The 24919-nt window shown below is 37.6% G+C and carries 21 protein-coding genes and 2 tRNA genes; 5 read left to right on the top strand and 18 right to left on the bottom strand.

The window, feature by feature from the left end:
* From ACFINF_RS03530 to ACFINF_RS03480, 11 genes are all read right to left on the bottom strand, one after another.
* Complete coding sequence (locus ACFINF_RS03530) at positions 1-558, bottom strand: hypothetical protein (RefSeq protein WP_375619697.1); 558 nt, start codon at positions 556-558, stop codon at positions 1-3.
* The gene (locus ACFINF_RS03525; RefSeq protein WP_375619696.1) at positions 551-1006 is read right to left on the bottom strand and encodes a hypothetical protein; all 456 of its coding nucleotides are present in this window, start codon (positions 1004-1006) and stop codon (positions 551-553) included. The genes ACFINF_RS03530 and ACFINF_RS03525 overlap by 8 nt, the downstream gene beginning before the upstream one ends.
* Before the next feature lie 325 nt (positions 1007-1331).
* Positions 1332-1634 (bottom strand): hypothetical protein, encoded by a 303-nt coding sequence (locus ACFINF_RS03520; RefSeq protein ID WP_375619695.1) that lies wholly within the window; start codon positions 1632-1634, stop codon positions 1332-1334.
* 307 nt (positions 1635-1941) lie between these two features.
* Complete coding sequence (locus ACFINF_RS03515) at positions 1942-2856, bottom strand: hypothetical protein (protein ID WP_375619694.1); 915 nt, start codon at positions 2854-2856, stop codon at positions 1942-1944.
* Between the two features lie 144 nt (positions 2857-3000).
* Positions 3001-3138, bottom strand: a complete 138-nt coding sequence (locus ACFINF_RS03510) for a hypothetical protein (protein WP_375619693.1) — start codon at positions 3136-3138, stop codon at positions 3001-3003.
* Between the two features lie 22 nt (positions 3139-3160).
* Entirely contained in the window at positions 3161-3541 is a 381-nt protein-coding gene (locus tag ACFINF_RS03505; RefSeq protein ID WP_375619692.1) for a hypothetical protein, read from the bottom strand.
* Complete coding sequence (locus ACFINF_RS03500; protein ID WP_375619691.1) at positions 3534-4169, bottom strand: hypothetical protein; 636 nt, start codon at positions 4167-4169, stop codon at positions 3534-3536. Before ACFINF_RS03500 ends, ACFINF_RS03505 begins: the two co-directional genes overlap by 8 nt.
* A gap of 490 nt (positions 4170-4659) precedes the next feature.
* Positions 4660-5571: a hypothetical protein gene (locus tag ACFINF_RS03495; protein ID WP_375619690.1), complete on the bottom strand. Its 912-nt coding sequence runs from the start codon at positions 5569-5571 to the stop codon at positions 4660-4662.
* 88 nt (positions 5572-5659) lie between these two features.
* Positions 5660-5974, bottom strand: coding sequence for a hypothetical protein (locus ACFINF_RS03490; RefSeq protein WP_375619689.1), 315 nt, complete (start codon positions 5972-5974; stop codon positions 5660-5662).
* A gap of 548 nt (positions 5975-6522) precedes the next feature.
* Positions 6523-6599 (bottom strand) — tRNA-His (locus tag ACFINF_RS03485).
* 139 nt (positions 6600-6738) lie between these two features.
* Entirely contained in the window at positions 6739-7821 is a 1083-nt protein-coding gene (locus tag ACFINF_RS03480; protein ID WP_375619688.1) for a quinone-dependent dihydroorotate dehydrogenase, read from the bottom strand.
* 1278 nt (positions 7822-9099) lie between these two features.
* Between ACFINF_RS03480 and mscL the strand changes: the two genes are divergently transcribed.
* Positions 9100-9507 (top strand): large conductance mechanosensitive channel protein MscL, encoded by a 408-nt coding sequence (mscL, locus tag ACFINF_RS03475; protein WP_026500234.1) that lies wholly within the window; start codon positions 9100-9102, stop codon positions 9505-9507.
* An 18-nt stretch (positions 9508-9525) separates the two neighbouring features.
* On the opposite strand, the gene ACFINF_RS03470 is transcribed toward mscL, so the two are convergent.
* Together ACFINF_RS03470 and ACFINF_RS03465 are read right to left on the bottom strand one after the other, a co-directional pair.
* Positions 9526-11232 (bottom strand): ATP-binding protein, encoded by a 1707-nt coding sequence (locus ACFINF_RS03470; protein ID WP_375619687.1) that lies wholly within the window; start codon positions 11230-11232, stop codon positions 9526-9528.
* Positions 11233-12413: 1181 nt separating this feature from the next.
* On the bottom strand, positions 12414-14990 hold the full coding sequence (locus ACFINF_RS03465) for a DNA translocase FtsK (RefSeq protein WP_375619686.1): 2577 nt from the start codon (positions 14988-14990) through the stop codon (positions 12414-12416).
* Positions 14991-15458: 468 nt separating this feature from the next.
* Here ACFINF_RS03465 and ACFINF_RS03460 point away from each other — a divergent pair, with 468 nt between their 5' ends.
* The 3 genes from ACFINF_RS03460 to rpoH all read left to right on the top strand — a co-directional run bounded on the left by ACFINF_RS03460 (position 15459) and on the right by rpoH (position 18955).
* Positions 15459-16889 carry an aldehyde dehydrogenase family protein gene (locus ACFINF_RS03460; protein WP_375619685.1) on the top strand — a complete coding sequence of 477 codons (1431 nt, stop codon included), beginning with the start codon at positions 15459-15461 and terminating at the stop codon, positions 16887-16889.
* Between the two features lie 29 nt (positions 16890-16918).
* On the top strand, positions 16919-17923 hold the full coding sequence (locus ACFINF_RS03455; protein ID WP_375619684.1) for an RluA family pseudouridine synthase: 1005 nt from the start codon (positions 16919-16921) through the stop codon (positions 17921-17923).
* Positions 17924-18070: 147 nt separating this feature from the next.
* A complete protein-coding gene (gene rpoH, locus ACFINF_RS03450; protein WP_375619683.1) occupies positions 18071-18955 on the top strand; it encodes an RNA polymerase sigma factor RpoH in 885 nt (294 codons plus the stop codon).
* A gap of 191 nt (positions 18956-19146) precedes the next feature.
* On the opposite strand, the gene ACFINF_RS03445 is transcribed toward rpoH, so the two are convergent.
* From ACFINF_RS03445 to ACFINF_RS03435, 3 genes are all read right to left on the bottom strand, one after another.
* Complete coding sequence (locus ACFINF_RS03445; RefSeq protein ID WP_375619682.1) at positions 19147-20568, bottom strand: hypothetical protein; 1422 nt, start codon at positions 20566-20568, stop codon at positions 19147-19149.
* 241 nt (positions 20569-20809) lie between these two features.
* On the bottom strand, positions 20810-22099 hold the full coding sequence (locus tag ACFINF_RS03440; RefSeq protein ID WP_375619681.1) for an adenylosuccinate synthase: 1290 nt from the start codon (positions 22097-22099) through the stop codon (positions 20810-20812).
* Positions 22100-22482: 383 nt separating this feature from the next.
* Positions 22483-23646 carry a phosphoserine transaminase gene (locus ACFINF_RS03435; protein ID WP_375619680.1) on the bottom strand — a complete coding sequence of 388 codons (1164 nt, stop codon included), beginning with the start codon at positions 23644-23646 and terminating at the stop codon, positions 22483-22485.
* Positions 23647-24045: 399 nt separating this feature from the next.
* Here ACFINF_RS03435 and ACFINF_RS03430 point away from each other — a divergent pair.
* Positions 24046-24121, top strand: a tRNA-Phe gene (locus ACFINF_RS03430).
* A 99-nt stretch (positions 24122-24220) separates the two neighbouring features.
* Here ACFINF_RS03430 and ACFINF_RS03425 read toward each other — a convergent pair.
* Positions 24221-24424, bottom strand: a complete 204-nt coding sequence (locus tag ACFINF_RS03425; protein WP_375619679.1) for a helix-turn-helix transcriptional regulator — start codon at positions 24422-24424, stop codon at positions 24221-24223.
* A gap of 72 nt (positions 24425-24496) precedes the next feature.
* A partial coding sequence (locus ACFINF_RS03420; RefSeq protein ID WP_375619678.1) for a lambda exonuclease family protein occupies positions 24497-24919 on the bottom strand: 423 nt, incomplete at its 5' end.

Below are 24919 nucleotides of genomic sequence, written 5' to 3'. Positions count from 1 at the left end.
TTATGCTCCATGATGTTTGACGCGATAAAAATATTGTATGATGTTAGGAAGATATTTAGAAAAAAGAATACCAACACAAATTAAACTCATAGTGACCAACCAAAGCTGGGGGGAGCATGTAAAAAAAGCCCCTAGAAGACCATTGGCAAAAAAGATGATGACCCAAATCCATGTAATATATTTATTGATGAGATAAAAGAGGATATGTTTGCGTTTTTCTTCAGAAACACCAGCAGGAGCATAAAAAATGGTAAAGGGTTTCTTTACCAGCAAGCTCATCAATGAAACCAGAGCAAGTGACAGATAGCAAAAAACTGTGGGGTAGTTCAGTAAAAGTGTAGACCATCCAGCGAAATAATTAACAAACAGGACAATAAATGTCAGAATGTTCGTAATCATCACGGGTTCTCCCTGTCGGATAATTTTAATATTCAGAGCAATAATGAATAATAAAAGCACAGTCAAGATGAGAGAGCGTTCGACCAGAGTTAAAACGTTTCCATTGATAACCCAGGAGTAAATACTCCACGGAATAAAAGAGATTATTATGTTAAACATGGCGCATCCTCCTTTTTATATTTGATAGAAAACTTACCGCAAGTGCTTCGTTTTTTAGTTTCCGTATGAATAAAAAAACGCCACCCGGTTCACACTTTGTATCCTGTTTAATGGTCAACTGATAGGTATCTTCCGAATAAACTGCTTCAATGAACTTTACTTTTTTCAGCGCAACAGATGCGATATTTTTCGCCCTACCCTGCGTGGTCAAAGCCAGAACCATCTCAATCAATAGTGAACCAGGACATACGGCGCGGGAGGGGAAATGTTCCTCAAAAAGCGGGTGATGCGCATTAAAGGAAAAAGTACAAGAATCTCCGGTTACGGAGGAAATCTTACATAAATCGCCTAGTAATGGAAGAGCGGCTTTCTCAGAACACGAGCTAGGGAAGCAGACCTTACTGACAATGATGATTGCCTGCGCAATACGGCCCTGCCATTGTCGCATGGGCTGGCCTTACAGTGAATACGGTAGGCCTCATTAATGCGTTCAATATATCCTTCAACGCGCAACCGATCGCTATCAAAATGGGTGGTAGAGAAAAACTGTTCAACTATAACAGGGAGATAGCGATAAGTGAGATCCGAGTTTTTAGCCACCACGGTGGCGAATCGAACTGAAAACTGATGCAAGGCTTCGAGTAACAAGCCCTGTTTCAAATAGTTATGGGCTAAATTCCAGTGAGAAATATCGATTTGCCCGCAAGCACGCATCGGTGTGGTTAAGGTGATACTCTGACATATACCCAAGAAATTTGGCTCGGTGCGATGCTTTATAGCCATAATTGGGGGACCTTTTTATATTTTTTTCTTAAATCCTTTGATGATAAACCGAAGGAATGAGCACTAAACCGCGCTTGATAGTGCGCGAGAAGTATCGGCATACGACAAACGAAAAAAGCCAACAATCCCAGCTCAGGAGAAGCCCGATGTTTGCTCATGATTCTTGCAATTAGAAAATCGACATTGGGTTGCAGTTCTGTATTGTCCAAAATAGATCGCGCAAGCGAACTGAAGGGGCGCATAGGCGCCTGAAAGCGTAAAAAAAAGAAATCAACCCGGACATCCCGTTGCATAATCAGATGACCAAACCCTAGCCAGGGTTTGTTTTTGCAATAATGCGTTACCCACCGCCTCAAGATTCCCAGCTTCAATCTCATAGAGGACACTAGAAAGTCGCATGATAACATATTTTCAGGCTCCCATATGCGCGTGGCCAGTGGCACACCCTCCCCCCAATTAGTGCAGAAATGACGTCGCTCTTGGTACTGGACGCGTTACGTCGGTGCTAACCTTCTCTATTTTTTTGCAGAACAGAAAGCGCGTATCAGGCTCTCTAGCCATACTTAGAGTACGCAAAGTTATTCATCACTCTACAACACTTTAAGCGCGCAATTTTATGTTTTGTATTAAAGGATTTTTGCTTTCAAAATATACGAACAACATCACACAAAGTAGAATAAACAAGCTGCCCCCAACATTAAACCAAACCTTCTCTGTAACCAGCACTGTTGCACCGAAACAGTTAGCAATAGCGTGGACAAAAAAAGGCGCACACGCATAAAATTTAGAGCGCGTAACAACACCACGATACGCCAAGCATGTATTGAAAATATGCATGAGTATGACGCTCATTAAAGCACACAAAAAAATACTCGCTTGCGTCCAGGAATAAAAAATTACATATTCACTGGCTAATAAGCTAGATCGAATAAGCCAACCATTATAAACAAGGAAAGGCCCTAGCGCCTTATAAACTAATTCGCATAAACCCCAGCCTATGCCAATATTCAGCGGCAAACGCCACAACAAACTAGGCGAGCACCGATAAAACTTAGTAACTAACCAACGACGCATAGCTTCTTCTGCTACAACAAAAAAAACCGAAAATGTTAAAAATAAAAAAACAAGCGCCAGCCCCTGCTCTGCACGACTCTTGGTTTCAACAATACTCATCATATAAAGCGTTTTTATTACAGATTGCTCCCAAAAAGCAATAAACCCGCCAGCAATGCAGCTAGCAACAAACCATCCCACAGCACCAGCGACAACCAATTTGAACTTCAGAAAATGATGAAACACACATAGAAGAAAAACAACGCCAAGCACTTGCAGTAAACGTAAGGCATCAAGTTTATGTTCTGTTTCCGAGTAACGCCATACTAACAGAACAATCACCTCAAAAACTATGCCGCTCAACAGCACATTTATCCAACTAAATGTAGAGCGAAAAAAATTATAAATGACAGCGCCATAAATAAGGCCTGCGAGAAGCGAAGTAATAAATAAAACCAACATTATTATGCCCCCTCATTTACTAAAGCGTAACTGCTATTTTTCTTCATGGATAATCTGTCTTGCACAAAATCATAAATTTGCCGCATAAGAGCAAACATAAGAATAGTAGCGATTGTATAATGCCCAATTGCAAGAAGTTCTGGCTCAGCGGCCCGCCATGAAAAGCGCGCCCAAGCCGCCAAGCATTGTAAAAGCAGGATAAGAACAAAAAAACGCCATTCCCACGCCCAGTGCTGCCTCTACACCATTGCCATTATCTTCTGCCACCCAATGAGAGAGCAAAAAAACTGCATAATCGCCATGCCTATAGGGAATAGACCAACAGCAAAAACAATATTAGGCGTACTATAAGCAGAAAAATCAAACTGCCTATCATACGCATAAAGCCGTATAGAAAAAAAATCAAAAGCACATAACAACCAGCGCTTGCCCCAATAATCGCCTTCGTGCCTTTAAACGTTTTAACCAAAGAGAGTAACCAGCGGTACCCCAATATAAGCGAAAGCGCCAAAACATAATAAGGAAAATAACTCGTAGCGCCATAAACATAAAGAAAAACAAGACACAAAACAACGAGCAAGAAAACCAAATGTTCAACCAATGTTTTTTTCTTCATCAAAGGGAAAATAATCAGCACCAGACAAAAAACGGCGCCGATAACAGATAATGTCAATTTGTCAAGCATTATTGCAAGCCTCAAAAATAGAATTTATTAATATTGCATAGCCTGAAGAAATGTCAAACATAAACAAAAGACCAACCGCAAAATGAATTACAAAAGGCAGATAGGAATAGACCTTGCGCTTATCTTGGAAACCAAGATACATAAAACGCGTATTTACAACATGCATCAATACAATCATGCCCGCGGCAATAAGATAGCTGATCGCTTGTGGACAAGATTCAAATGCGACATAGCCCACCATTTGTGGCGCCCTATCAACACGGTAATTCAAGTAAAGAAAAAGAGCTGGGAGGGTCTTATAGCATAAGTCTAGAACACCCCAGCCCAGCCCGAAATAAAGGACCTCACGCGCAGCTAATTCTGGCTTATATACGCGAAGCAACCACAAACGCAAAAGCTCCGCAGTTAAAACTGATATCAAAAGGATAAAAAAGGGATAGTTTGCAGCAACCAAACTCATGTAATGCACCACCTGCTGCTGGCTATTATTAGCAGCAGACAAAGCAGGCAATGGCAACAAAGAGCTCAAATATACAAAACCTGCCCCAATACACAAGGCAGCAACTGCACCACAGAATCCAAGAACTAAATATTTATATAAGTAGTGCTCGTACAGAATTAAAAGCATGCCAAGATAACATACCAAAAGCAAAGATAAGTCTGTAAGCCCACTTTCACTATGTGGATAAGCGAAGATGATAGCGCAGGAAAGGCCAGCTAGCCCCCCCCAAAATGACGCGCTCGCCCAACAAGCCATTGTTTTTAAGGAGACGAGGGCTGGAACTTATCCCAAAACTAAGCAGCATTCCAAAAATTAAGTCAGACATATAATTTCCTTAAAGCGCCTTGCCCTCCCAAGCATACCAAGATATTATTGCGGGAGAAAAACTCCCTGCTAAGAGGCTGATAGTGTACCCCTTAGCAAGGTCTTTACCTTGTTAAAAAAGCCAGGTCAAACAACAATTTCACCACTTAGAGCGAGCACAATCCCAACCAGCTTTAGCAATACCCGCGGCTGCGCCACGGGACCCCGCCTACTATTGCTCCAGAAACTGCCCCTCCTGGGTTGGCTGCTCTAGGCTTTAGGATAACCCAAAGAACTATAGCCTCCTGTCTTCTCACTCAGTTTTCTTTTTAAACGGGTTAATCACGCTAAGCTTCACATTCTTTGATTTAATGTAACGCGCGTACACATAAACAACAAACATCAAACAAATCCAATTTCTAACCATTCTATAGTCATCATCTGTATGAACAAACGCTACATAATAAGAAACAAAGAGGCTAAAAAACAGCTCTGCAAGAACATCAAGGACCAACCAATAATATTTCTTTGTAGTAACAAAGAGAACCATCAAAAATGTCAAAAAAACTTGGCCCGTTAGAATAGCAAAACCAAACACCGCATAATCAAACATTTTTTTCACTGCCTCCCTGTTTGCAAAACCTATCTGTTGATAGATTTCTCGAAGGTCTGATAAAAGCAGTGATGACACAAAAAAGACGCCTATGGCAAACCCACAGCCAATGCAAATGCTTAAATCTAGCACTGACATAGATTTTTCCTTCAAAGCTTTAGCAATTAGGACATAGCGAGCCCCCCCTATCATCAACGGAATAATGAAAAGCAGATAAATATAGCTCGAAAGCTGCCGATCAAAAAAATCTAACAGAAGGTCATCACTCACAACAATAAAACCAGCTGCGATGAAAAAAATGGGGCAACTTGCGATAATGGCCAAACTAAAGCATTTTATATTGTTTACTATATTGGGTATAAATTCAATGCAAAAATAAAGAAAGAACATAATTATAGCAACATGAGAAGATGTTATCGGCACACTGACTATATACTCAAAATACTCAAAGGCATAAATGAGAGGAGGAACAACCAATGCCGCCACTATGAATGCAACTATGTTCTCCCTGCCTAACATGCTTTTTCCATTAATAGCAATAGTTTTGAGGAATAGATACAACATGCCAAACCACAGACAAAAATAAACGAGCACTATACTAAACTCGCCCATAGCTCCTCCTGTGTAATATTCTAAACATAAAGGTGGCACCTTTTACAGTACCACCATTCTAGGCTTTAGGATAACCCAAAGAACTACATCAAAAGTGCATCAACATCCCACCACCTGAATTAGCAAAAGATTGACCCAACAACTGTGTGCCACACTGGGCAGCAGCCACACCATAACCAGCATAACCGCCTATGGTGTCTCCGAATTCATTGCCTACAGCTTGCCCAAAGCTTGCTCCGGCCATGCCAGTCATAGGATTACGCCCCGCTGCCCATCCTAGGACAAAACCACTCGCAAGGCCAACCTTACCACCATGCTTGCTACCAAACGCACTACCAGAGTTATATTTGCTACTAAAATTATCGGCACTGCAATAATCGTGCGAACGACTTGAACTTCCCATTTATTTTCTCCAATTTAGTGTATAAATAAATCCCCCAAGGTTACTTATGTCCCCGCGCCAAAATGGCTTACCCATAATCAACCACCGAACACCCCTGGAGATATGAATGCATTTTCATGCAAGTTCGCATTTATAATATATAGTTGACAAAATTAAGGGCATTGTGTCAAAAATATGTCATATTTTAGTAAATTTATGCTTACTTACTTATTTTATGTGTTTAAACTTAATGGTTTATATTATGAGCAATAATAATGAAAGTTAAATAAGATTCTCTTGGTTTACAAAATATACTAAAAGTATGTAAATATACTGATAGAGATATTTATTGTTGCAATTGCAATCAGAATTATAGATTTAGTTAACCCGTTTATATTTCAAGCGATTATTGATCGTATCATTCCGTTTTGGACAAAATTTGAGAAAAATCATCCGCGCAAGGTCTCTGCTCCGTGACGGCTCACACGCAAAAAAGCCCGCCAAGCACGGCTTTTAACCGCCTCACAAAACGCCAAAAATAAGAATTAGAAAAGTTGTAACAAGACAAATGGTACGGTTGGTGGGATTTGAACCTACGACCTCTGGTGCCACAAACCAGCGCTCTAACCAACTGAGCTACAACCGCATAAAAAGCAAATGTATCATAACTGTTCACGATTTCGTAAACATTTATTCTTCGCTTATGTGACATAAGGAAAATCAACAAAGTTTGCAAGCCCCTTTAAAAAAATCTCGCAATTTTTTGTGAAGAAAAAAGCGTTTTTTTACAAAGGAAATTTTGCCCAATGTTCAAGACTATGATCACGATAGTCTTTTATGCTATCAACACCGTCTTGTTGCATCATCTGCAAAATCTCTTGCAGAATAGTTATGGCAAGATGTGGACCTTCATAGACCATCCCACTATATAATTGAATTAAATCTGCGCCAGCTTTTACTTTTTCCAAAGCGGTTTGTGCGTCCTTTACACCGCCAACACCAATAATGGGAATCTCCTTCCCTAATTTTTGACGCATTTTTGCAAGCACAATAGTAGAAAGCTCAAAAAGTGGACGTCCAGAAAGCCCCCCCTCTTCATTACTGAGGTGACTATTGCTAAGACCTTGGCGCGCAAGAGTTGTATTAGAAACAATCAATCCATTAAAATCAGAAAGTTTTATTTCTTCAGCAACATCATCTAATTCTTTCTCTGATAAATCGGGAGCAATTTTTAAAAAAATAGGAATGGAGAATCCATGCTTGTTCTCTTGCTCATTTCGCGCTTTCGAAACTGCACTCAACAAAAGATGCAAACTGTCACGGGCCTGTAAATCACGTAAACCTGGTGTATTAGGAGAAGAAATATTAACCGTAAAATAATCAGCAACATCATAAAAATGAGCAATACCAACAGTATAATCATCAATCTTATCGACCGTATCCTTATTGGCTCCAATGTTGACTCCTACAACACCAGTTTTTTTACGCGCACGCAATCTGTTGTAAACAACTTGATGTCCATCATTATTAAAGCCCATTCTATTAATAATCGCTTCATCTTCTTTTAAACGAAAAAGCCGTGGTTTAGGATTTCCAATCTGAGGCTTTGGTGTCACTGTCCCAATTTCAGTAAAACCAAATCCTAAACGAAAAATACCATCCACAACCTCTGCATTTTTATCAAACCCCGCTGCGAGACCAATAAAATTTTCAAACTCAAGCCCAGCAACAGTTACACACAAACGTTTATCGATAACCTTTTGACAGCCATTTAATCCACTTTTCAGCCCGAGAATCGCTAAACTGTGTGCTTGCTCGGGATCCAACATAAATAAGGCAGAACGGCCAATACAACGAAACAAACTCATCAATCCTTCTCCACAACATAAAAATAATCCATCGCACCTCACCTATATCTTTTAACACAAAAGATCACCAATCAAAGAGAGCATATTATCCAAATAATATTCCCCTTCTAGAAGAAAATTCATTACACAATAGCCATACATGTTTATTTGATGTATACTGTGTAAAAAATTTTTATTCTTAAAAAACGTTTCTCTTTTTCGACATTTTTTAAAGATTAAAATGTGAATTCTAATCTTATAAAATGCAGCATGAATTGAAACATCAATGGCTCTTCACCATAACCATGGTTTTGTGACATCTCATGCAGGAAAGCCCATAATTCTCTTAAAAATGCACGAAAATGCACGCAAATTATCCCTATTCCCAAAGTTCCTTTGTGTAATATTGTTTCCAATAGAAACAGAGCTTGCTCTATAAAGCTATTTTTTCCTAGCATTTATAGAATACATGGTTCATAAAATTATCTAAATTCATACTATTGTTGCGCTATTTATTAGCAACAGGGTATTCAATCATTTGTACTCTATTGATAAAATTTTGAAGAAACTGCATTGTTTTTTTTGCCATTTCTGATGCACTAAATACAATTTAGCATCTATAAGTGCTCTGTCTAACATATAGTTTAAGTAATGACAGTTGATCATTGAACTCCCACCTATCATACCAACGATTTCCAAACCAAAATGATCTTGCAAACCCTAGAGCTCTGCTATTTATAAACTAATACAATCTTCCAGTAGATGAAATGTGTTTCTTCCATCAGAATTATCGCCATTTTAGCTCATACACCCCAGTAAAAATAGCTTTTAGATAAGCCATAATGCCCTCCTAATTGCCATTATCGCTTACTAAATTAAGAGGAATTAAATTATAAGTTTTCTCCTGCCTCATCTATCTATTTCTTCCATCAATGCTGAAATATATTTTTTATTTTACCAATATATGTACTTCATTACTGCTCATTTTGTGGTATTATGTAAAAATCTTTCTTTTTAATGTTATCATAAAAATCTTGAGGCAATTATATAAATTAAGCTACAGTTTTCTACTTTCTGTTGAAAAAAGCAGATATAGTTTTTATCAAAAAAGCTTTTTTCTAGGAAATGTTCTATGTACATTCAAATAGAGCCCTAATGCTCTTTATTGAACCTTATAAAGTTCTTTGAAAATAATATTAATATTGTAATATAACCCTAAAAATAAAATCTGCCCTTTCCTTTTTCATCAAAAGCGGTAAGTAAATTACCGTATATCGCTTACATAAAGGGGAAAACGCAATGCTGAAAGAATTTAAAGAATTTGCCCTAAAAGGTAATATGATTGATCTTGCTATCGGTGTGATTATAGGGGGTGCTTTTGGTAGCTTGGTCAACTCAATTGTCAATGATATTTTTATGCCAATCATTGGACTGATTACAGGTGGAATTGATTTTTCTAATATGTTTATTCAACTTGCTGGCGAAAAACAAGCAACATTGAGTGCCGCCAAAGCAGCTGGAGCAACCATTAGCTATGGACACTTTATTACTTTACTTATCAATTTTCTCATTATTGCTTGGGTTCTTTTTTTATTCGTTAAAGCTATGAATAAAATCCGTAGAAAAGAAGAAGAAAGCCCAAAAAAAACGTCTTCAGAAGAACAACTTTTAACAGAAATTAGAGATCTTTTGGCTAAGAAAAAATAATTTTATGCAAGATTTACATCATGGAACACGAGGAAAAAACATTTCCACAGTTGTTCCATGATTGGGTTTTGAGAACAATAAAAATTGTCCTCCTCTTTCTTCCACCATTGCTTTACACATTGGGAGTCCTAAACCTGTTCCTATAAAAGCGCTATCACCAGATCGGCCATCTTTGCGCTCTACTTGACCATAAGGTTTCAGTGCCTGTACAATCTCTTCTTCGTTCATCCCTATACCATTATCACTCACTGAAATTTTTACACGTTCTTTTCTATAAGAAACGTGAACAATAATCTGTCCACCCAAAGGTGTAAAACGAATAGCATTGGAAAGAAGATTCCATATAATCTGGCGAAACACTTGTTGTGATACAGGAATAAATGGAACATGAGGTGGAGCAACAATGCGCATGATAATGCCGTTCTGATTGGCTTGAGTTTCAAGAAAAGCTATCGTCGCACGTAAACAAGATATCACATCAAATGTTTCAGAAATAATGGAAGAATCAATCTGGTTATTGGAACCAGAATAATTTATCTTCGAGCACTCTAGTAATTGATTAATCAGCAATAATATATGTTTTCCAGAGGAAATAATATCGCGTAAATATCCACGATAGCGCTCATTTTCTATCGAACCAAAACGGCCTTCTCTCATAATTTCTGCAAAACCAATAAGAGCATTCAAAGGTGTTCGTATTTCATGAACAACACCAACAATTTTATCCTCTTCTGCTTTTTTTTCTCCTAATGGAACTGTTTGTGTCCTATCACGCAACATAACAGCATAATTGCCTTGCTGTGCCAAAAATACAATCGTTATCAAAACGGTTATATTTTTATGATTTTTCGTCATTAAATCAGCTGTTTCTCTGCGATTTAAAACCTGATTTTTCCCCTCCACACGGATTGATTTAAAATATTTTTCAACGAAAAATCGGCTTTGCAAAGTAAATAATGAAGAGAGTGGCTGTCCTCGTAGTTCATTTATTTCATAACCCATTAATGCTAAGGCTGCCCTACTTGCTGATTGAATAAAGCCCTCTTCATCCAACCATAAAACACCATCTGTTGCTGTATCCAACAATGATAAAACTGCAGCGGGCTCTTTTACGAGAGCTTGTTCTATAGCATTTACCGGCAATGTTCGTGTATATGGTAACTGAATAGCTGTTTCTTCAACTAATTTTTTTTCTTTTACCGATGAATTCAATTCATCACGTAATTTCTCTGCAATTTCATGAAAAGCTGAGCGTTCTATCTCCGTAAGACATGGCATTTCTGTTTCCAGCTTTTCATCTCTTTTTTCTTGGACTTTTTTTCGTATTTTTAAAACACCAAAGCCACGAAACCCCTTAAGCTGTTTTTTAACATCAAAAATTGGCAAAGCCGACAACTCAACATCAAGCCATTGTAAGCAACCATCAACAGGCCATTGAACAATCTCTTTACTCCAAGGCATAGCAGCTTCAATAAAATGACTGAGAACCAGATATCGATCATCATTAAATTGATGAGCAAGCTCATGAAAGCTACATCCTAAAATAGAGGAAGAGAGAGGACCAACAACTTCAGCTAGTTCTTTTGAGACTTCACAAAATAAACCATTATGATCGATTTCCCACGTAAAAGGCCGCGGCAAAAGCTCTGGTATAAAACGAAAAGCTTCTTGCTGACATTTTAATTCATTTGTATTTAACTTCAATTCATCTGCTTTTAATGGCATAATTAAAACTAAAAAGTGTTGGGTTTACTCTCAAATGAATAATGCTAATTTGTTTACAATTATCTATTCTGGTTAAAATAAATTGATATCTCATATCAATTGTCTGGAGCAAAATTTTGACTGTTTCATCAACAAAACAAGAATAAAAAGAATCCTCCAACTCCTATTGCTTATTCACCCATTATTGTAATAAATCTTGTTACAATAATGGTAACATCTCCCTCGCATAAATAGTACTCAAAAAGAATACACTTATTTTACGCATTCATGTGCCTGTTTTTAAAAGATATCCCCCAAGCTCCTCAAGCTTATTTTACAACGGCATCCGTAAATAGTATAATGTAAAGACCCCCATAACAGATAGCAAGGCATTGTACATGACATTTTTATGCTTATAAAAGAGCTTGTTAGGACCATCATTATACTAATTTTAACCCCTAATGTCACCAATAGTTCTTGGCATTTGAAGGCGTTCATAAGCGGCATTTTTATTTTTTTTAACTTTTTTACCCCTACATTATTATGATGCACAAGAAAATCGTTTTATTTGTTTCAACAGAAACAAATTTGAAATGAAAAAATCTTACGATATTTGAAACTTTCATTCAATACTTATAATGATAAATTATTATTATAAATCAATAAATTGCATTATAAAAATAGAAATTAAAATTTCTTTTTCAAATAAAGTTTCTCGTAAGAACACCTTTCTTGTACCAATAATATCAAATAATAACAAATTTAGCATAGTGCTTTAAAGCACCCAATGCAACAAAACTTGCATATTGGATACTCTTCTTATGATGCTCTCCATAATCCCCAAAAGACCTTTCTTTCATCAGAACCGCTATAGGAAGAGAAAACAAAAAAATATACCACTGCATTATTTAACCAAAGAACTTTTCTGCAATCAGAAAAGAGAACAAAAATCATCTGTTCTCATACAAAGATTTGTTTAATTTCTTTACATTCCAGATCATCTAGAAATGTTAAAAATATCTCCCCTTTTAGTATCAGCAGTCAAAAGATCGCTTTTGCTTTATTACTCTCCATTCAATTTTTTAATATTATTATAAATAATAAATACATGATCACATCTGTTTTGAAAAATAAACCAAGCATTCGCTATTTAAGTAATGACTGTCAAACATTTTAAAAATAGCACATTTTAATGTGCTTTTTTATTTCCCTGCATTAAGTAAAATTTCACGTTTTCCCACATGATTAGCGGCTCCAACAATGCCTTTTTCTTCCATCCGCTCAACAAGAGAAGCTGCTTTATTATAGCCGATTGAAAGTCGGCGCTGAATATAAGATGTTGAACATTTTTTATCACGCATAACAATCTTTACAGCTTGATTATAAAGCTCCTCTCCCTCTTCATCAAAATTTTCTTCCTCAGAAACTTCAACCGTTGAATCGGAAGAAGAATCCTCTTTGTTATCATCTTCGTTATCCGTGACGGTTGCTAAATAATCAGGTTTTCCTTGCAGTTTAAGATGTGCAACAATGGATTCAACTTCTTCATCAGAGACAAAAGGTCCATGAACGCGTACAATACGCCCCCCACCTGCCATATGAAGCATATCTCCTTGACCTAAAAGCGTTTCAGCACCTTGTTCACCTAGGATCGTACGACTGTCAATTTTTGATGTCACTTGAAAAGAAACGCGGGTAGGAAAGTTCGCTTTAATTGTCCCTGTGATAACATCAACAGAAGGGCGCTGTGTTGCCATAATAAGATGAATACCAGCCGCACGCGCCATTTGTGCTAAGCGCTGAATGGCATTCTCTATTTCTTTCCCTGCCACCATCATGAGATCAGCCATCTCATCAACAATCACAACAATATAAGGAAGCTGCGTCAGATCCATGGCTTCTTCATGATAAAGCATTTTCCCTGTTTCCTTATCAAAACCCGATTGTACAGTACACATGATCGTTTCACCTTTTTGAGCCGCAAGTGCAACACGTGCATTAAAACCATCAATATTACGTACACCTAACTTAGCCATTTTGCGATAACGCTCTTCCATTTCACGAACCGCCCATTTTAAAGCTGTTACTGCTTTTTTAGGATCTGTTACAACAGGTGTTAAAAGATGTGGAATGCCATCATAAACAGAGAGCTCTAGCATTTTAGGATCAACCATGATCAAACGACACTGTTTTGGTGTCATACGATAAAGAATCGACAAAATCATTGTATTAATTGCTACAGACTTGCCTGATCCTGTTGTTCCTGCAACCAATAAATGAGGCATTTTTGCTAATTCTACAATGACCGGCTCACCACTAATCCCTTTCCCCAAAGCAAGAGCAAGTTTAAATTCACTTTCACGAAAAGAACGTGTTTGAATTAATTCCCGTAGATAAACGGTTTCACGAACCGCATTGGGTAACTCAATCCCAATAACATTCCGTCCAGGAATGACAGCAACGCGTGTAGAAATAGCAGACATAGAACGCGCAATATCATCAGAAAGATTAATAACGCGCGATGACTTTACACCCGCAGCAGGCTCAAATTCATACATTGTAACCACTGGCCCTGGATGTACATGGATAACTTCACCCTTAATGCCAAAATCTTCCAAAACACTTTCCAAAAACCCAGCACCGCGTTCCAATGTTTCCTGAGGAATCATCGTACCTTCATGAAAAACAGGTTCCTGTAATAAATTGATCGGAGGAAACTCATAAGCATCACTGTCAATAGATTGAATATTTTGCATAAAAGCAGAATCATAATTGCTTAATGGCACGCGGGCAGATTGCAATATTTTCGTTTTACCGTTTGCTTGCATCACAGACAAATCTTTTAAATTTGGTGTGACATTCTCTGTTATGCAATCGACAATATTATTGGTTTTTTTCGTCTCTATACTAGACTCAGCGTCGCTTAGTGCCTCAGTATCGTTTAACGCCCTTGCATTACTTAACTTATGAGCGGAATCTTCAACAGAAAGCTTAGAATGACATTCTTTAGTAATATCATTATTTGTATGCATTAAATCAGAAATTTGCTCAACGCCTCGCATCCTTTCCGCTGGAGATTCCGATGTAATGGAATCATAGAGTTGCGGAAAGCGGTATTCGAGAACACGGTAAAGAGCAGTTATTGACTCATCAAAAACAGAAGGGATATCGGATGTAATTTCATTTGTCGTGTCAATCGATGTTTGATCCTCTTTTGAAGTTTGAGTATCCATATGTTCAAATATCAAAGATACGCATTCAAAAAATGCATCATCGGAAAGATGCCAAGCAGGATTCATTTTTTGTAGCACATTTTCTACTTGTAATTTATGCTCTTGTTTACCCTCCTCAAGGGGGATATTTTCTGATGGTATACAAGTAACTTGTCGTGACAACTGCTTCAAAACTGTTGAATGACAAACCGACGTTTTATTTTCTATTGATTGAGGATTAATGACTTTTTTTGTCGATGAAACGCTTGTTGTTTTCTTGTTACAACGTACAATATCTGTATCTGTAATTTTTTTTTGATCTTGCTTCGTAAAAATTTTAAACTGTTTTGCAAAAACTGGATCTGTTTCTATACGACGACGCAAAATCTCAACTTCTGGGGTTCGCGTGAAACGGACATTTTTTCCGAGGGTAAATGCCTTTTTCCATACTTCCGGATAAGGAAATATCTCTGTAATCTTAACAGATAAATCTTCTCTTGATGCACCTTTCGTACCATCATCAGAAAAAGAAGGCGTAGAAATAGATTTTGTTTTCGAATTATGCATGGCACCCAACAAATTTATAGCAATGAGAAAAATAACCTTTTCAAAAAGAATTCGTAGAAACTATCATACGAAGGTTAATAACCTTTTGCTGATGGTTACTTTTTAATGAAAAAAATAATGCCATAATGCATGTTCATAATCTCCCTTCTGCATATTTACGATATAAATTGTCTCGTTTATGATGTCATAGAGCTCGTATTTCATTTGTTTTGCAGAAAACTTCATGATAAAAAGCTTCAGGAAAATTGTCTATAGCTCTCTTTCTCTCCCATTTCATAAAAGCAATTAGTCCTAATAATACAAATAGGTATATAAGCATTGCTCTATTGAATTCTCCATGCTCAATTATCATGATACAATCTAATTTCTTGCGTTTTTATAAGATTACCCTTGTTATCCCCGTTTAAAACGGCTTAGACTAAGATAATCATAATTAAATAAACACAAATAGAAAAAAGGGAGTGAATTATGTGTAGTAAACGGAAATTTTATATCAATGGTCTATGGGATGACCCAAGCACTCCTCACGATTTTGACGTCATTAATCCATCAACAGAAGAGGCTTGTGCTGTCATTAGCCTTGGAAGTACAGAAGATGCCGATAAAGCAATTAACGCAGCTAAAGAAGCGTTTCAAAAATGGAAAACAACGTCACCAAGTGAGCGTCTTGGGTTCGTTGAAAAAATTCTAAATATCTATGAAAAACGTTCTAACGACATGGCAAAAACCATTTCAATGGAAATGGGAGCACCGATTGATATGGCACTTAATGCGCAAACCGCAACTGGCAGTTCCCACATTCGCAATTTTATCGAAGCTTATAAAGAGTTTTCGTTCCAAGAAACTTTAATAAAGGGAAATGAGCAAGCAATTCTTCACTACGACCCTATCGGCGTCGTAGGATTAATTACGCCATGGAATTGGCCCATGAATCAAGTAACTCTTAAAGTTATCCCTGCTCTCTTGGCTGGCTGTACCATGGTATTAAAGCCCTCTGAAATTGCGCCTCTTTCTGCTATGCTTTTTGCTGAATTTTTAGATGAAGCCGGGCTCCCTGCCGGTGTTTTTAATTTAATCAATGGTGATGGTGCAACTGTCGGCTCTTACCTCTCAGCACATCCAGATCTAGAAATGATTAGCTTTACTGGTTCAACTAGAGCAGGAAAAGATATTTCTAAAAATGCTAGCGCTACTTTAAAAAGAGTCTGTCTGGAACTTGGAGGAAAAGGAGCGAATATTATCTTTGCTGATGCCGACTCAGATGCTATTCAACGTGGTGTGCGACATTGCTTTTATAATAGTGGACAAAGCTGTAATGCACCGACTCGTATGCTGGTGGAACAGAGCATCTATGACAAAGCCATAAAAATAGCCAAAGATATTGCAGAAACAACAAAAGTAGGACCAAATTGCCAAGAAGGAAATCATATTGGTCCCGTCGTTTCAAAAAAACAGTATGACAAAATTCAAGATCTTATCCAATCGGGAATTGATGATGGTGCAACTCTTGTTGCAGGCGGAACTGGTTTACCAAGAGGAATCGAACGCGGTTATTATGTCCGTCCAACAGTCTTTGCTGATGTAAAACCTCATATGCGTATTTTCAAAGAAGAAATCTTTGGTCCAGTTCTCTCGATTCTTGCTTTTAATACAGAAGAAGAAGCTGTCGCTTTAACGAATGACACTGAGTATGGTCTTACAAACTATATACAATCACAAGATCGCAACAAATGTCGTCGTATTGCGGCACAAATACGCTCTGGTATGGTAGAAGTTAACGGATATGGATTACCCAGTGGAAGCTATTTTGGAGGTGTAAAATTGTCTGGACGCGCCCGTGAAGGGGGACTTTGGGGAATTAAAGAATTTCTCGATAGTAAAGCAATTTCGTACTGGTAAAATCTTATTAAAAACTTAATAGAAATCGTATGGTAATACAAAAAATAACGGATGAAGGTGCTCTTGGGCAACGTCTTGATCAGTGGCTAGCAAAACAATATCATAATGTGTTCTCACGTTCGCGTTTGCAAACCCTCATCCGTGAAGGCTATCTTAAAATTGATGGTCAATTCATAAAGGAACCAAAAACAAAATTAAAACCTCAGCAAATAATTGAATTGGCAATGCCTGACCTTCGTGATGCAGAACCTAGCGCTGAAGCTATTGCATTGGACATCCTTTTTGAAGATGATCATATCATTGTTATTAACAAACCAGCAGGTCTTGTTGTTCATCCTGGCAATGGAAATTGGACCGGTACGTTGGTTAATGCTCTTATTTATCACTGCGGTAATAGTTTATCTGGTATAGGTGGTGTTAAACGCCCTGGCATTGTCCATCGTCTCGATAAAAATACAAGTGGTGTTATGGTGGTTGCAAAAAATGATCTGGCTCATAAAAGTCTCAGTGCTCAATTTTCTGATCATGGACGTACCTGTGCATTAGACCGACGCTATCATGCCTTGATTTGGGGGACACCTCACCGCAATGTTTGGACAATTGATGCATCACTTGGCCGTTCGCCCCATAACCGAACAAAGCAAGCTGTTATCCATAACCAAAACCCTTATGCTCGTCATGCTGTTACACATTTTTCTTTGCTAGAAAAATATGGCTCTCATGCAGACTCAACATCTTTTGCTAGCCTTCTGGAATGTCGCTTGGAAACTGGACGCACCCATCAAATCCGTGTTCATATGGCTCATATTGGGCATCCACTCATAGGCGATACAGTTTATGGAAACGCTTTTAAAACAAAATCAAACGCATTCAACCCCACTATTAGAAATGCAATCGATCGATTCAACCGACAGGCACTCCATGCCGCAAGTCTCACTTTTGAACACCCTTCTACCGGTAAAGTTATGTCGTTTTCCGCGCCACTACCTCAAGATATGGCTAAACTTATTAAGCATTTAAAAAAAATGAATTGAAACTTTTCTCCTTCTCAAGATTTCACAATAAAATATCTTTTTTTGAACAAACTTGAAAAATATGCTAAAGTGAATGTACACAGGTATTACTATCTGAAGCATAGAATTTGCCTTATCAGGGAATTCAGACAAAAGGAGGGTGCTATTATGGCCCATATGAATTTGTTATCAGTAACCACAGGCGATGGCGGATTAAACCGTTATTTGGAAGAAGTGCGTCGTTTTCCAATGCTTGATCCGAAAGAAGAGTATATGTTAGCTCAACGTTACCGTGAGCATAATGATTTAAAAGCGGCGCATAGGCTGGTAACCAGTCATTTGCGTCTTGTAGCTAAAATCGCTATGGGATATCGTGGCTATGGACTCCCCATTGGGGAAGTCATTTCAGAAGGCAATGTTGGACTCATGCAAGCTGTTAAGCGCTTTGAGCCAGAACGTGGTTTTCGTCTTGCAACCTATGCAATATGGTGGATTAAAGCATCAATCCAAGAATATGTATTACGGTCTTGGAGTTTGGTGAAGATGGGGACAACAGCTAATCAAAAGCGCTTGTTTTTTAACCTTCGTAAATTAAAAAGTAAACTTCAAGCACTTGATAGCGGTGATCTCAATGCAGAACAAGTAAAAGAAATTGCAACTCAGTTGAATGTCTCAGAAGATGAAGTTATATCAATGAACCGCCGACTTGGTGGCGACACTTCACTCAACGCACCCCTTCGTACAAAAGAAGGGGAAAACAGCGAGTTACAAGATTGGTTAGTGGATGAATCTAACGATCAAGAGCAAATTTTAATTGAAAAAAGTGAATTGGAGAATCGTCGTTCCATGCTTATAAATGCCATGGACAATCTCAATGAACGGGAAAGACGTATATTCAAAGCACGTCGTTTAAACGATATACCATTAACTCTAGAAGAACTCTCTGGTGAATTTAACATTAGTCGAGAACGAGTAAGACAAATTGAAATGCGTGCATTTGAAAAAGTGCAAAATTCTATCAGAGATTCTGCTTTATCTCAAAGTCAAGTATAAAACTCTAGAATTAGGTATGAAGCCAATTGTTTGCGCATTTTTAAAGTAGAAATAAGAAAAGCATATATTGGCTTTGTTCTTGTAAACCAGTCTGTAGAATCCTTTGAGTTATGGTATACAGTTTTATTGAGCGTGTTTGATATAACTAATAAAAATCGATATCGAGAAATAACCTTTTATTTTATTTGCATCTATGTTTTATTTTTCTGATCAAGAACTGTTAACTTATCTTGTTGTGCAAGCCATTGTCCAATAACTTTATTGAAAATGGACTCACCTGTTGGTCCTTTTGCAAAAGTTAATTCATTTATACGTCCGTTTTTATCCGTTAATACTAAACGCATCCAATCTAATTCTCGCATCAATTGCAAATTTCGATCAAGAAATGGATGATTACCACTCAATACAACAAGAAAAAAATCATCGTTAATTTTTGTAGAAATAGTTCTTACTAAAGGCTGCCCAATAGATTGTTCACTTGCTTTAAAGGTTAATGCTTGAACACTGCTTATAGCTTTACCTGAGAATTTATCAGAAAGAATAAAAATAAGATCCATAATATATGCAGCAGGGAATGACCGATCGGTATTGCGACGTAAAATTAACCGTAATGATAGCCCTTCATCGGGAATTGTTATATCACCTTGTATGGCTGTTTCTTCTGAATCCCCCTTCACATAAGGCTCCTTTATAAGCGTCCAGCGAACGCTTCCGGTTGCTATCTTTTCTGCATCATAATTTGTGCGTGCTTGATAAAAAACAGCTTCACCTAATTTATCAAGCGATTGCAAATTGCTGGAAACAACGGTTGAGATTCCTTCTTCATCCGAAGAATCTGTCGCTTGTTTTAAACCGACATCAATTTCACTCCCATCCTCTAATAAACGTTGTGTTAACTTTCTCTTAACCGAAAGTGCCTTTGGTACTTCGTGAGAAACTTGAAGATTTTCTCCTAACACCTGATGATCATTTGATACAAATACACGCCCACCAATAAAAAAAATACCAACAGTTAAAACAGCAAAACTAACAACAGAAACAGCACTTACCACAATACGCCTTTGCACCAATGATTTATTAGCACGACGTAAAGCCTGAGAAAAAATATGCGAAACAATATGAGGATTATCTTCTTGCGATGAAGAAATCTTTAACGCACAGCTATTAACATGCTGAGAAGGTAGATCAGCCTCCATATTAACAGGCTCTGCATCTGGTATATCTGATACCCAAGGCTCATCAAATAACTTGCTATCCTTTGGATGTGTAACAAAATCCTGCTTTCTTTTTATGTCTACCACTGAAAATTCATTATTCTTTGGTAATATAGTTTTTTTTGTATATTTCTTATCTTCATTTATATTTGTGGGATTCCACCCAATAACTGAAGAAAGCAACTTTTTTTCAACTGCTAAATATTCTTCTTCAACAGTTGCAATAGCACTATGAAGAATCTTTCTTTGTTCATCTGCTATTGCTTGTGGCATTTTTGCTGTTACAAATTGATATTCTAGTGTTTCAATAGCCCGTTTATAAATCCGCTTACGCACTTGTGGTGTAACATTATTTTGTGCATTAATTGCCTTTTTTAAGATTCCAACGAAATCTACCATTTCCTCTATAATCTCTCTTAAACTAAGCAAAGAAACTCTAGCACTTAGGCTAAAACAGCTTTATTTTAGGCTCATAAATTTATTATCATTTATATTGGTACAACTATCGTCATAGTGTAAAATGAATATAAAAAATAAACAATGTCATTTTACACCTTTCTTTCACGCATTCTTAAAAACTCTTTTTGTTAAAAGATATAGAAATGAACAAAAGATCTATATGGAAACCTAAAAATAATAATCAATTTGCAAAAGGATCTGTAATAAGAATAGTATCTTCGCGTTCTGGACTCGTAGATAATAAAGCCACTTTTGTATTAATCAGTTCTTCAATATAGCGTATATATTTAACAGCCTGTATTGGTAAATCTTCCCACCTCAATGCATGGGCTGTTTTTTCCTTCCAACCTTCTAATGTTTTATAAATAGGCTTCACACGGGCTTGGGCTCCCATAGAAGAAGGTAAATAATCAATCCTTCTACCATCAAGCTCGTAACCAATACAAACTTTTATTTCATCCAAACCATCCAAAACATCAAGTTTTGTCAATGCTATACCTTGAACACCGCAAACTACTACCATCTGACGGACTAAGACAGCATCAAACCAACCACATCGACGCTTTCGACCCGTTACAACACCAAATTCATGTCCACGCACTCCCAGAAATTCACCAATATCATTTATCTGCTCTGTAGGAAAAGGCCCTTCTCCAACACGTGTGGTATACGCTTTTGCAATACCCAAAACATAATGAATTGCACTAGGCCCCATCCCTGAACCTGTACATGCCTGCCCAGCAACTGTATTCGATGATGTTACATAAGGATAAGTTCCAAAATCATTATCGAGTAAAGCACCTTGCGCACCTTCAAAAAGAATGTGTTTCCCTCCTTGATAACCTTCATCTAAAAGACGCCACGTACAATCCATAAAGGGCAAAACTTTATCCGCAACTTGCATCAATTCATCATAAAGCGCTTGAGAATCAATCTCTGCAACACCCATCCCACGACGCAAAGCATTATGATGCCTCAAAAGCCGCTCAATCTTAGCCATAAGTGTATCTTTTTCTGCCAAATCCATCACTCGGATAGCACGACGTCCCACTTTATCTTCATAAGCCGGTCCAATACCACGCTTTGTTGTACCAATCTTTAAACCAGATAAACCGCTTTCTCGAATTGCATCAAGATCACGATGCAAAGAAAGAATCAAAGGAGCATTTTCAGCAATACGTAAAATTTCCGGTGTTATTTTCACGCCCTGATCACGTAGCTTTTTTAACTCTGCTACAAAATGATGGGGATCAACTACAACACCATTCCCAATAATTGATAACTTCCCACGAACTAAACCCGATGGTAAAAGTGATAATTTATAACTAACTCCATCAATAACCAATGTGTGGCCCGCGTTATGCCCCCCCTGATATCTCACCACGATATCTGCTCGCTCAGATAACCAATCTACAATTTTGCCTTTGCCTTCATCACCCCATTGTGTACCGACAACAACTACATTGGCCATAACTTTCTCCGTCGTGTTTAGTCAAAAAAACCAGCATTCAAAAACAAACACTTCTTTATAACGAAACCTTAGAGCAAGTGCGACTCCTCATTTCAGATTTTTCTCAATCTTCAAGTGATTAAATTTTCAAATTTATGATAATAAAGATAAGCAAATACCAAAATATTTTAAATCTGTCATTTTTGCTACAAAAAGTAAAAAAATTAGAGATTTTAATTTGTGCGTATCCAACCCCTGAAAGAGCACTCATTCCTCCTCTTAATCTTTTACAATTCATGTAATATTTAGAGGCTGTTTGTCTAATACAAGGATACAAAAGATCATCATAATCTCTCGTATCCTTTTTCTATTTAAAACACGTTGTGAAAATCACCCGTAATTATTTAAAGCTGTGCTTTTTCAACTTGGAACGCCCACTCAAGCCATTGTGTTAAAATTTCAAGATCGGAAGCCTCAATTGTTATACCCGCCCAAATTCGAAGCCCCGGAGGAGCATCGCGATACGAACCGATATCATAAGCAGCCCCTTCCTCATCAAGGCGTTTCACAACCGCTTTTATGAAAGATACTCGCTTTTCCGTATCCAAAGCAGTAACCACTGGATCCACAATATCTAAACAAACAGCGGTGTTAGAACGTACTTCAGGATCTTTTGCCAAATATTCTAACCATGGTGTTTTGCGAACAAAAGCATCAAGTACAGAAAAGTTTTTCTCCACCCGTGCTCTTAATGCCGCTGCGCCTCCTAGAGATTTTGCCCACTTCAACCCATCAAGAAAATCCTCAACACAAAGCATAGAAGGTGTATTGATTATCTTTCCTTTAAAAATATCTTCGTTCAATTTTCCATTTTTTGTCATATAGAAAAGTTGAGGCATAGGCCAAGCTGGAACATGACTCTCAAGCCTCTCAACAGCACGAGGACTTAAAATCACCATACCATGCGCAGCCTCACCTCCCAAAACTTTCTGCCATGAAAAAGTAACAACATCTAATTTTGAAAAATCAAGATATTGCGCAAAAGCTGCAGATGTTGCATCACAAATGGTCAATCCAGCCCGCTTATGGGGAATGAAATCTGCATTAGGAATACGCACACCAGAAGTTGTCCCATTCCATGTAAAAACAACATCACGATCAAAGTCAAGTTGTGTTAAATCTGGTATTTCACCATAAGGAGCTTCAAAACGACGCACATCAGAAAGCTTTAATTGCTCGACAACATCTTTATTCCACCCAAATCCAAAACTTTCCCACGCCGCCATATCAATGCCACGCTCACCTAATAGAGACCATAGAGCAGCCTCAACAGCACCGGTATCTGAGCCTGGCATAATTCCTATACGATGATCAGAAGGAACCTCAAGAATCTCACGGGTTAAATTAATAACTTCAGCAAGTTTTAATTCTGCTTCTCTAGATCTATGCGAACGCCCAACTAATGCATTTTTAAGAACATCAAGAGTCCAACCAGGCCGTTTGCTACAAGGGCCTGAAGAAAAATTAGTATTATTGGGACGACTGCTTGGTTTTTGTAACATTATCATTATTTCTCCCCTTTTAGATGTTTTTCTTTCTTTATAAAGAAAAACAAATTATTATAAAGACTAATCAATAATCTTTTTAGAAAAAAGTCAAAAATATTTTCTATTATTTCGTATGATTAAAATTCACGGAAACTTTATAAAAAAATCTTTCTTAATCATCTTTCTCGATTGATTCTTTTAATTTTTTTGTATCATTACCACGATAATACAGCATTCTACTAACAATACACTAACGCGTCCAATATGCCTATCAAATTTATTTTATGATAAAGATTCATTGATAACTCTCTAGAATAGGGAAATAAACTTATTAAAAAATCAATTATTTTTCTTTTGATGACTGGACAGAGAAAATTTTAATGTTATAACCGCAAGCGCTTTATATTTTTTATGAAGCATGCCCAGATAGCTCAGTTGGTAGAGCAGCGGACTGAAAATCCGCGTGTCCGTGGTTCGAATCCGCGTCTGGGCACCATTTTGTATCTTCAACATATTGAAATATATAGATTTTTTCTTTAAATAGCCATTTTCAGACCACCTTTTAGACCACCTTCTACAGTTTATATAATTTTACCTAATTTGTTCTTATTTGCTCCTTATTTTTCTTTGGAATGAAGGCTAAGATCTCTTTCTTTCTCCACCTCACTGCTCTCCCTAGCTTATATGGCTCCGGAAACAACCCCTGAAGCACCCAATTGCGAATCGTTGTTGTGGATACACTAAAAAGCTGTGCACACTCACGTGTCGTTACATATCTATCTCCATCATCAAATATCATCTCATTACCTTTCTCTTTTTTATATTAATTAAATGGGTGGGGGTGCTGGGAGGAGAGAGCACCCCCATAGGTTTAAGCAGCTTTTGTCAAAATCTTTTGCATCTCTTGTTCTATTTCCCCTAAAAAGATTTCGACCGCTTTATTAATCTCTTCAATGTGTTTCTCATCGCGGTTGACGCGTTTGATTTTCATTCTCAAACCAGTAGATTTGCCTACAAAGTTTGGATTATAGCTCATGAAATGACACCACTTTCGTCCAGTGCATGCCATTTGGAATTGCATTTGTGCGATATATTCAGGCTTGATTTCGTCATACATAAAAAAACGAAGATGGGTTGTTGATTGTGGACATTTGACTTCGATTAAACCGTCCTCTCCAATCAACCCATCAGGACTTGCCCCCGCCATTTCCATTTTGGGGTGTTGGATAAAACCGCATCTTGTGACTTCTGCGTCATAAATGAATTCATATTCTCTTAAGGCATCCTCTTCATG

Origin of the sequence: Bartonella sp. TS25HLJMH (assembly GCF_042193505.1) — a bacterium.
Lineage (GTDB): Bacteria > Pseudomonadota > Alphaproteobacteria > Rhizobiales > Rhizobiaceae > Bartonella > Bartonella grahamii.
The sequence above is the reverse complement of the archived record's forward strand: the minus strand, read 5'-3'. Positions and strand labels throughout refer to the sequence as shown.

Coding starts and splice junctions, on each gene's coding strand:
- ACFINF_RS03490 (WP_375619689.1), bottom strand. CDS start 5,974: ATGGGAAGTTCAAGTCGTTCGCACGATTATTGCAGTGCCGATAATTTT.
- ACFINF_RS03465 (WP_375619686.1), bottom strand. CDS start 14,990: ATGCATAATTCGAAAACAAAATCTATTTCTACGCCTTCTTTTTCTGAT.
- rpoH (WP_375619683.1), top strand. CDS start 18,071: ATGGCCCATATGAATTTGTTATCAGTAACCACAGGCGATGGCGGATTA.
- ACFINF_RS03425 (WP_375619679.1), bottom strand. CDS start 24,424: ATGATATTTGATGATGGAGATAGATATGTAACGACACGTGAGTGTGCA.
- ACFINF_RS03515 (WP_375619694.1), bottom strand. CDS start 2,856: ATGTTGGTTTTATTTATTACTTCGCTTCTCGCAGGCCTTATTTATGGC.
- ACFINF_RS03505 (WP_375619692.1), bottom strand. CDS start 3,541: ATGCTTGACAAATTGACATTATCTGTTATCGGCGCCGTTTTTTGTCTG.
- mscL (WP_026500234.1), top strand. CDS start 9,100: ATGCTGAAAGAATTTAAAGAATTTGCCCTAAAAGGTAATATGATTGAT.
- ACFINF_RS03495 (WP_375619690.1), bottom strand. CDS start 5,571: ATGGGCGAGTTTAGTATAGTGCTCGTTTATTTTTGTCTGTGGTTTGGC.
- ACFINF_RS03520 (WP_375619695.1), bottom strand. CDS start 1,634: ATGCAACGGGATGTCCGGGTTGATTTCTTTTTTTTACGCTTTCAGGCG.
- ACFINF_RS03530 (WP_375619697.1), bottom strand. CDS start 558: ATGTTTAACATAATAATCTCTTTTATTCCGTGGAGTATTTACTCCTGG.
- ACFINF_RS03470 (WP_375619687.1), bottom strand. CDS start 11,232: ATGCCATTAAAAGCAGATGAATTGAAGTTAAATACAAATGAATTAAAA.
- ACFINF_RS03445 (WP_375619682.1), bottom strand. CDS start 20,568: ATGGTAGATTTCGTTGGAATCTTAAAAAAGGCAATTAATGCACAAAAT.
- ACFINF_RS03525 (WP_375619696.1), bottom strand. CDS start 1,006: ATGCGACAATGGCAGGGCCGTATTGCGCAGGCAATCATCATTGTCAGT.
- ACFINF_RS03435 (WP_375619680.1), bottom strand. CDS start 23,646: ATGATAATGTTACAAAAACCAAGCAGTCGTCCCAATAATACTAATTTT.
- ACFINF_RS03480 (WP_375619688.1), bottom strand. CDS start 7,821: ATGAGTTTGTTTCGTTGTATTGGCCGTTCTGCCTTATTTATGTTGGAT.
- ACFINF_RS03440 (WP_375619681.1), bottom strand. CDS start 22,099: ATGGCCAATGTAGTTGTTGTCGGTACACAATGGGGTGATGAAGGCAAA.
- ACFINF_RS03455 (WP_375619684.1), top strand. CDS start 16,919: ATGGTAATACAAAAAATAACGGATGAAGGTGCTCTTGGGCAACGTCTT.
- ACFINF_RS03460 (WP_375619685.1), top strand. CDS start 15,459: ATGTGTAGTAAACGGAAATTTTATATCAATGGTCTATGGGATGACCCA.
- ACFINF_RS03500 (WP_375619691.1), bottom strand. CDS start 4,169: ATGCTTTTAATTCTGTACGAGCACTACTTATATAAATATTTAGTTCTT.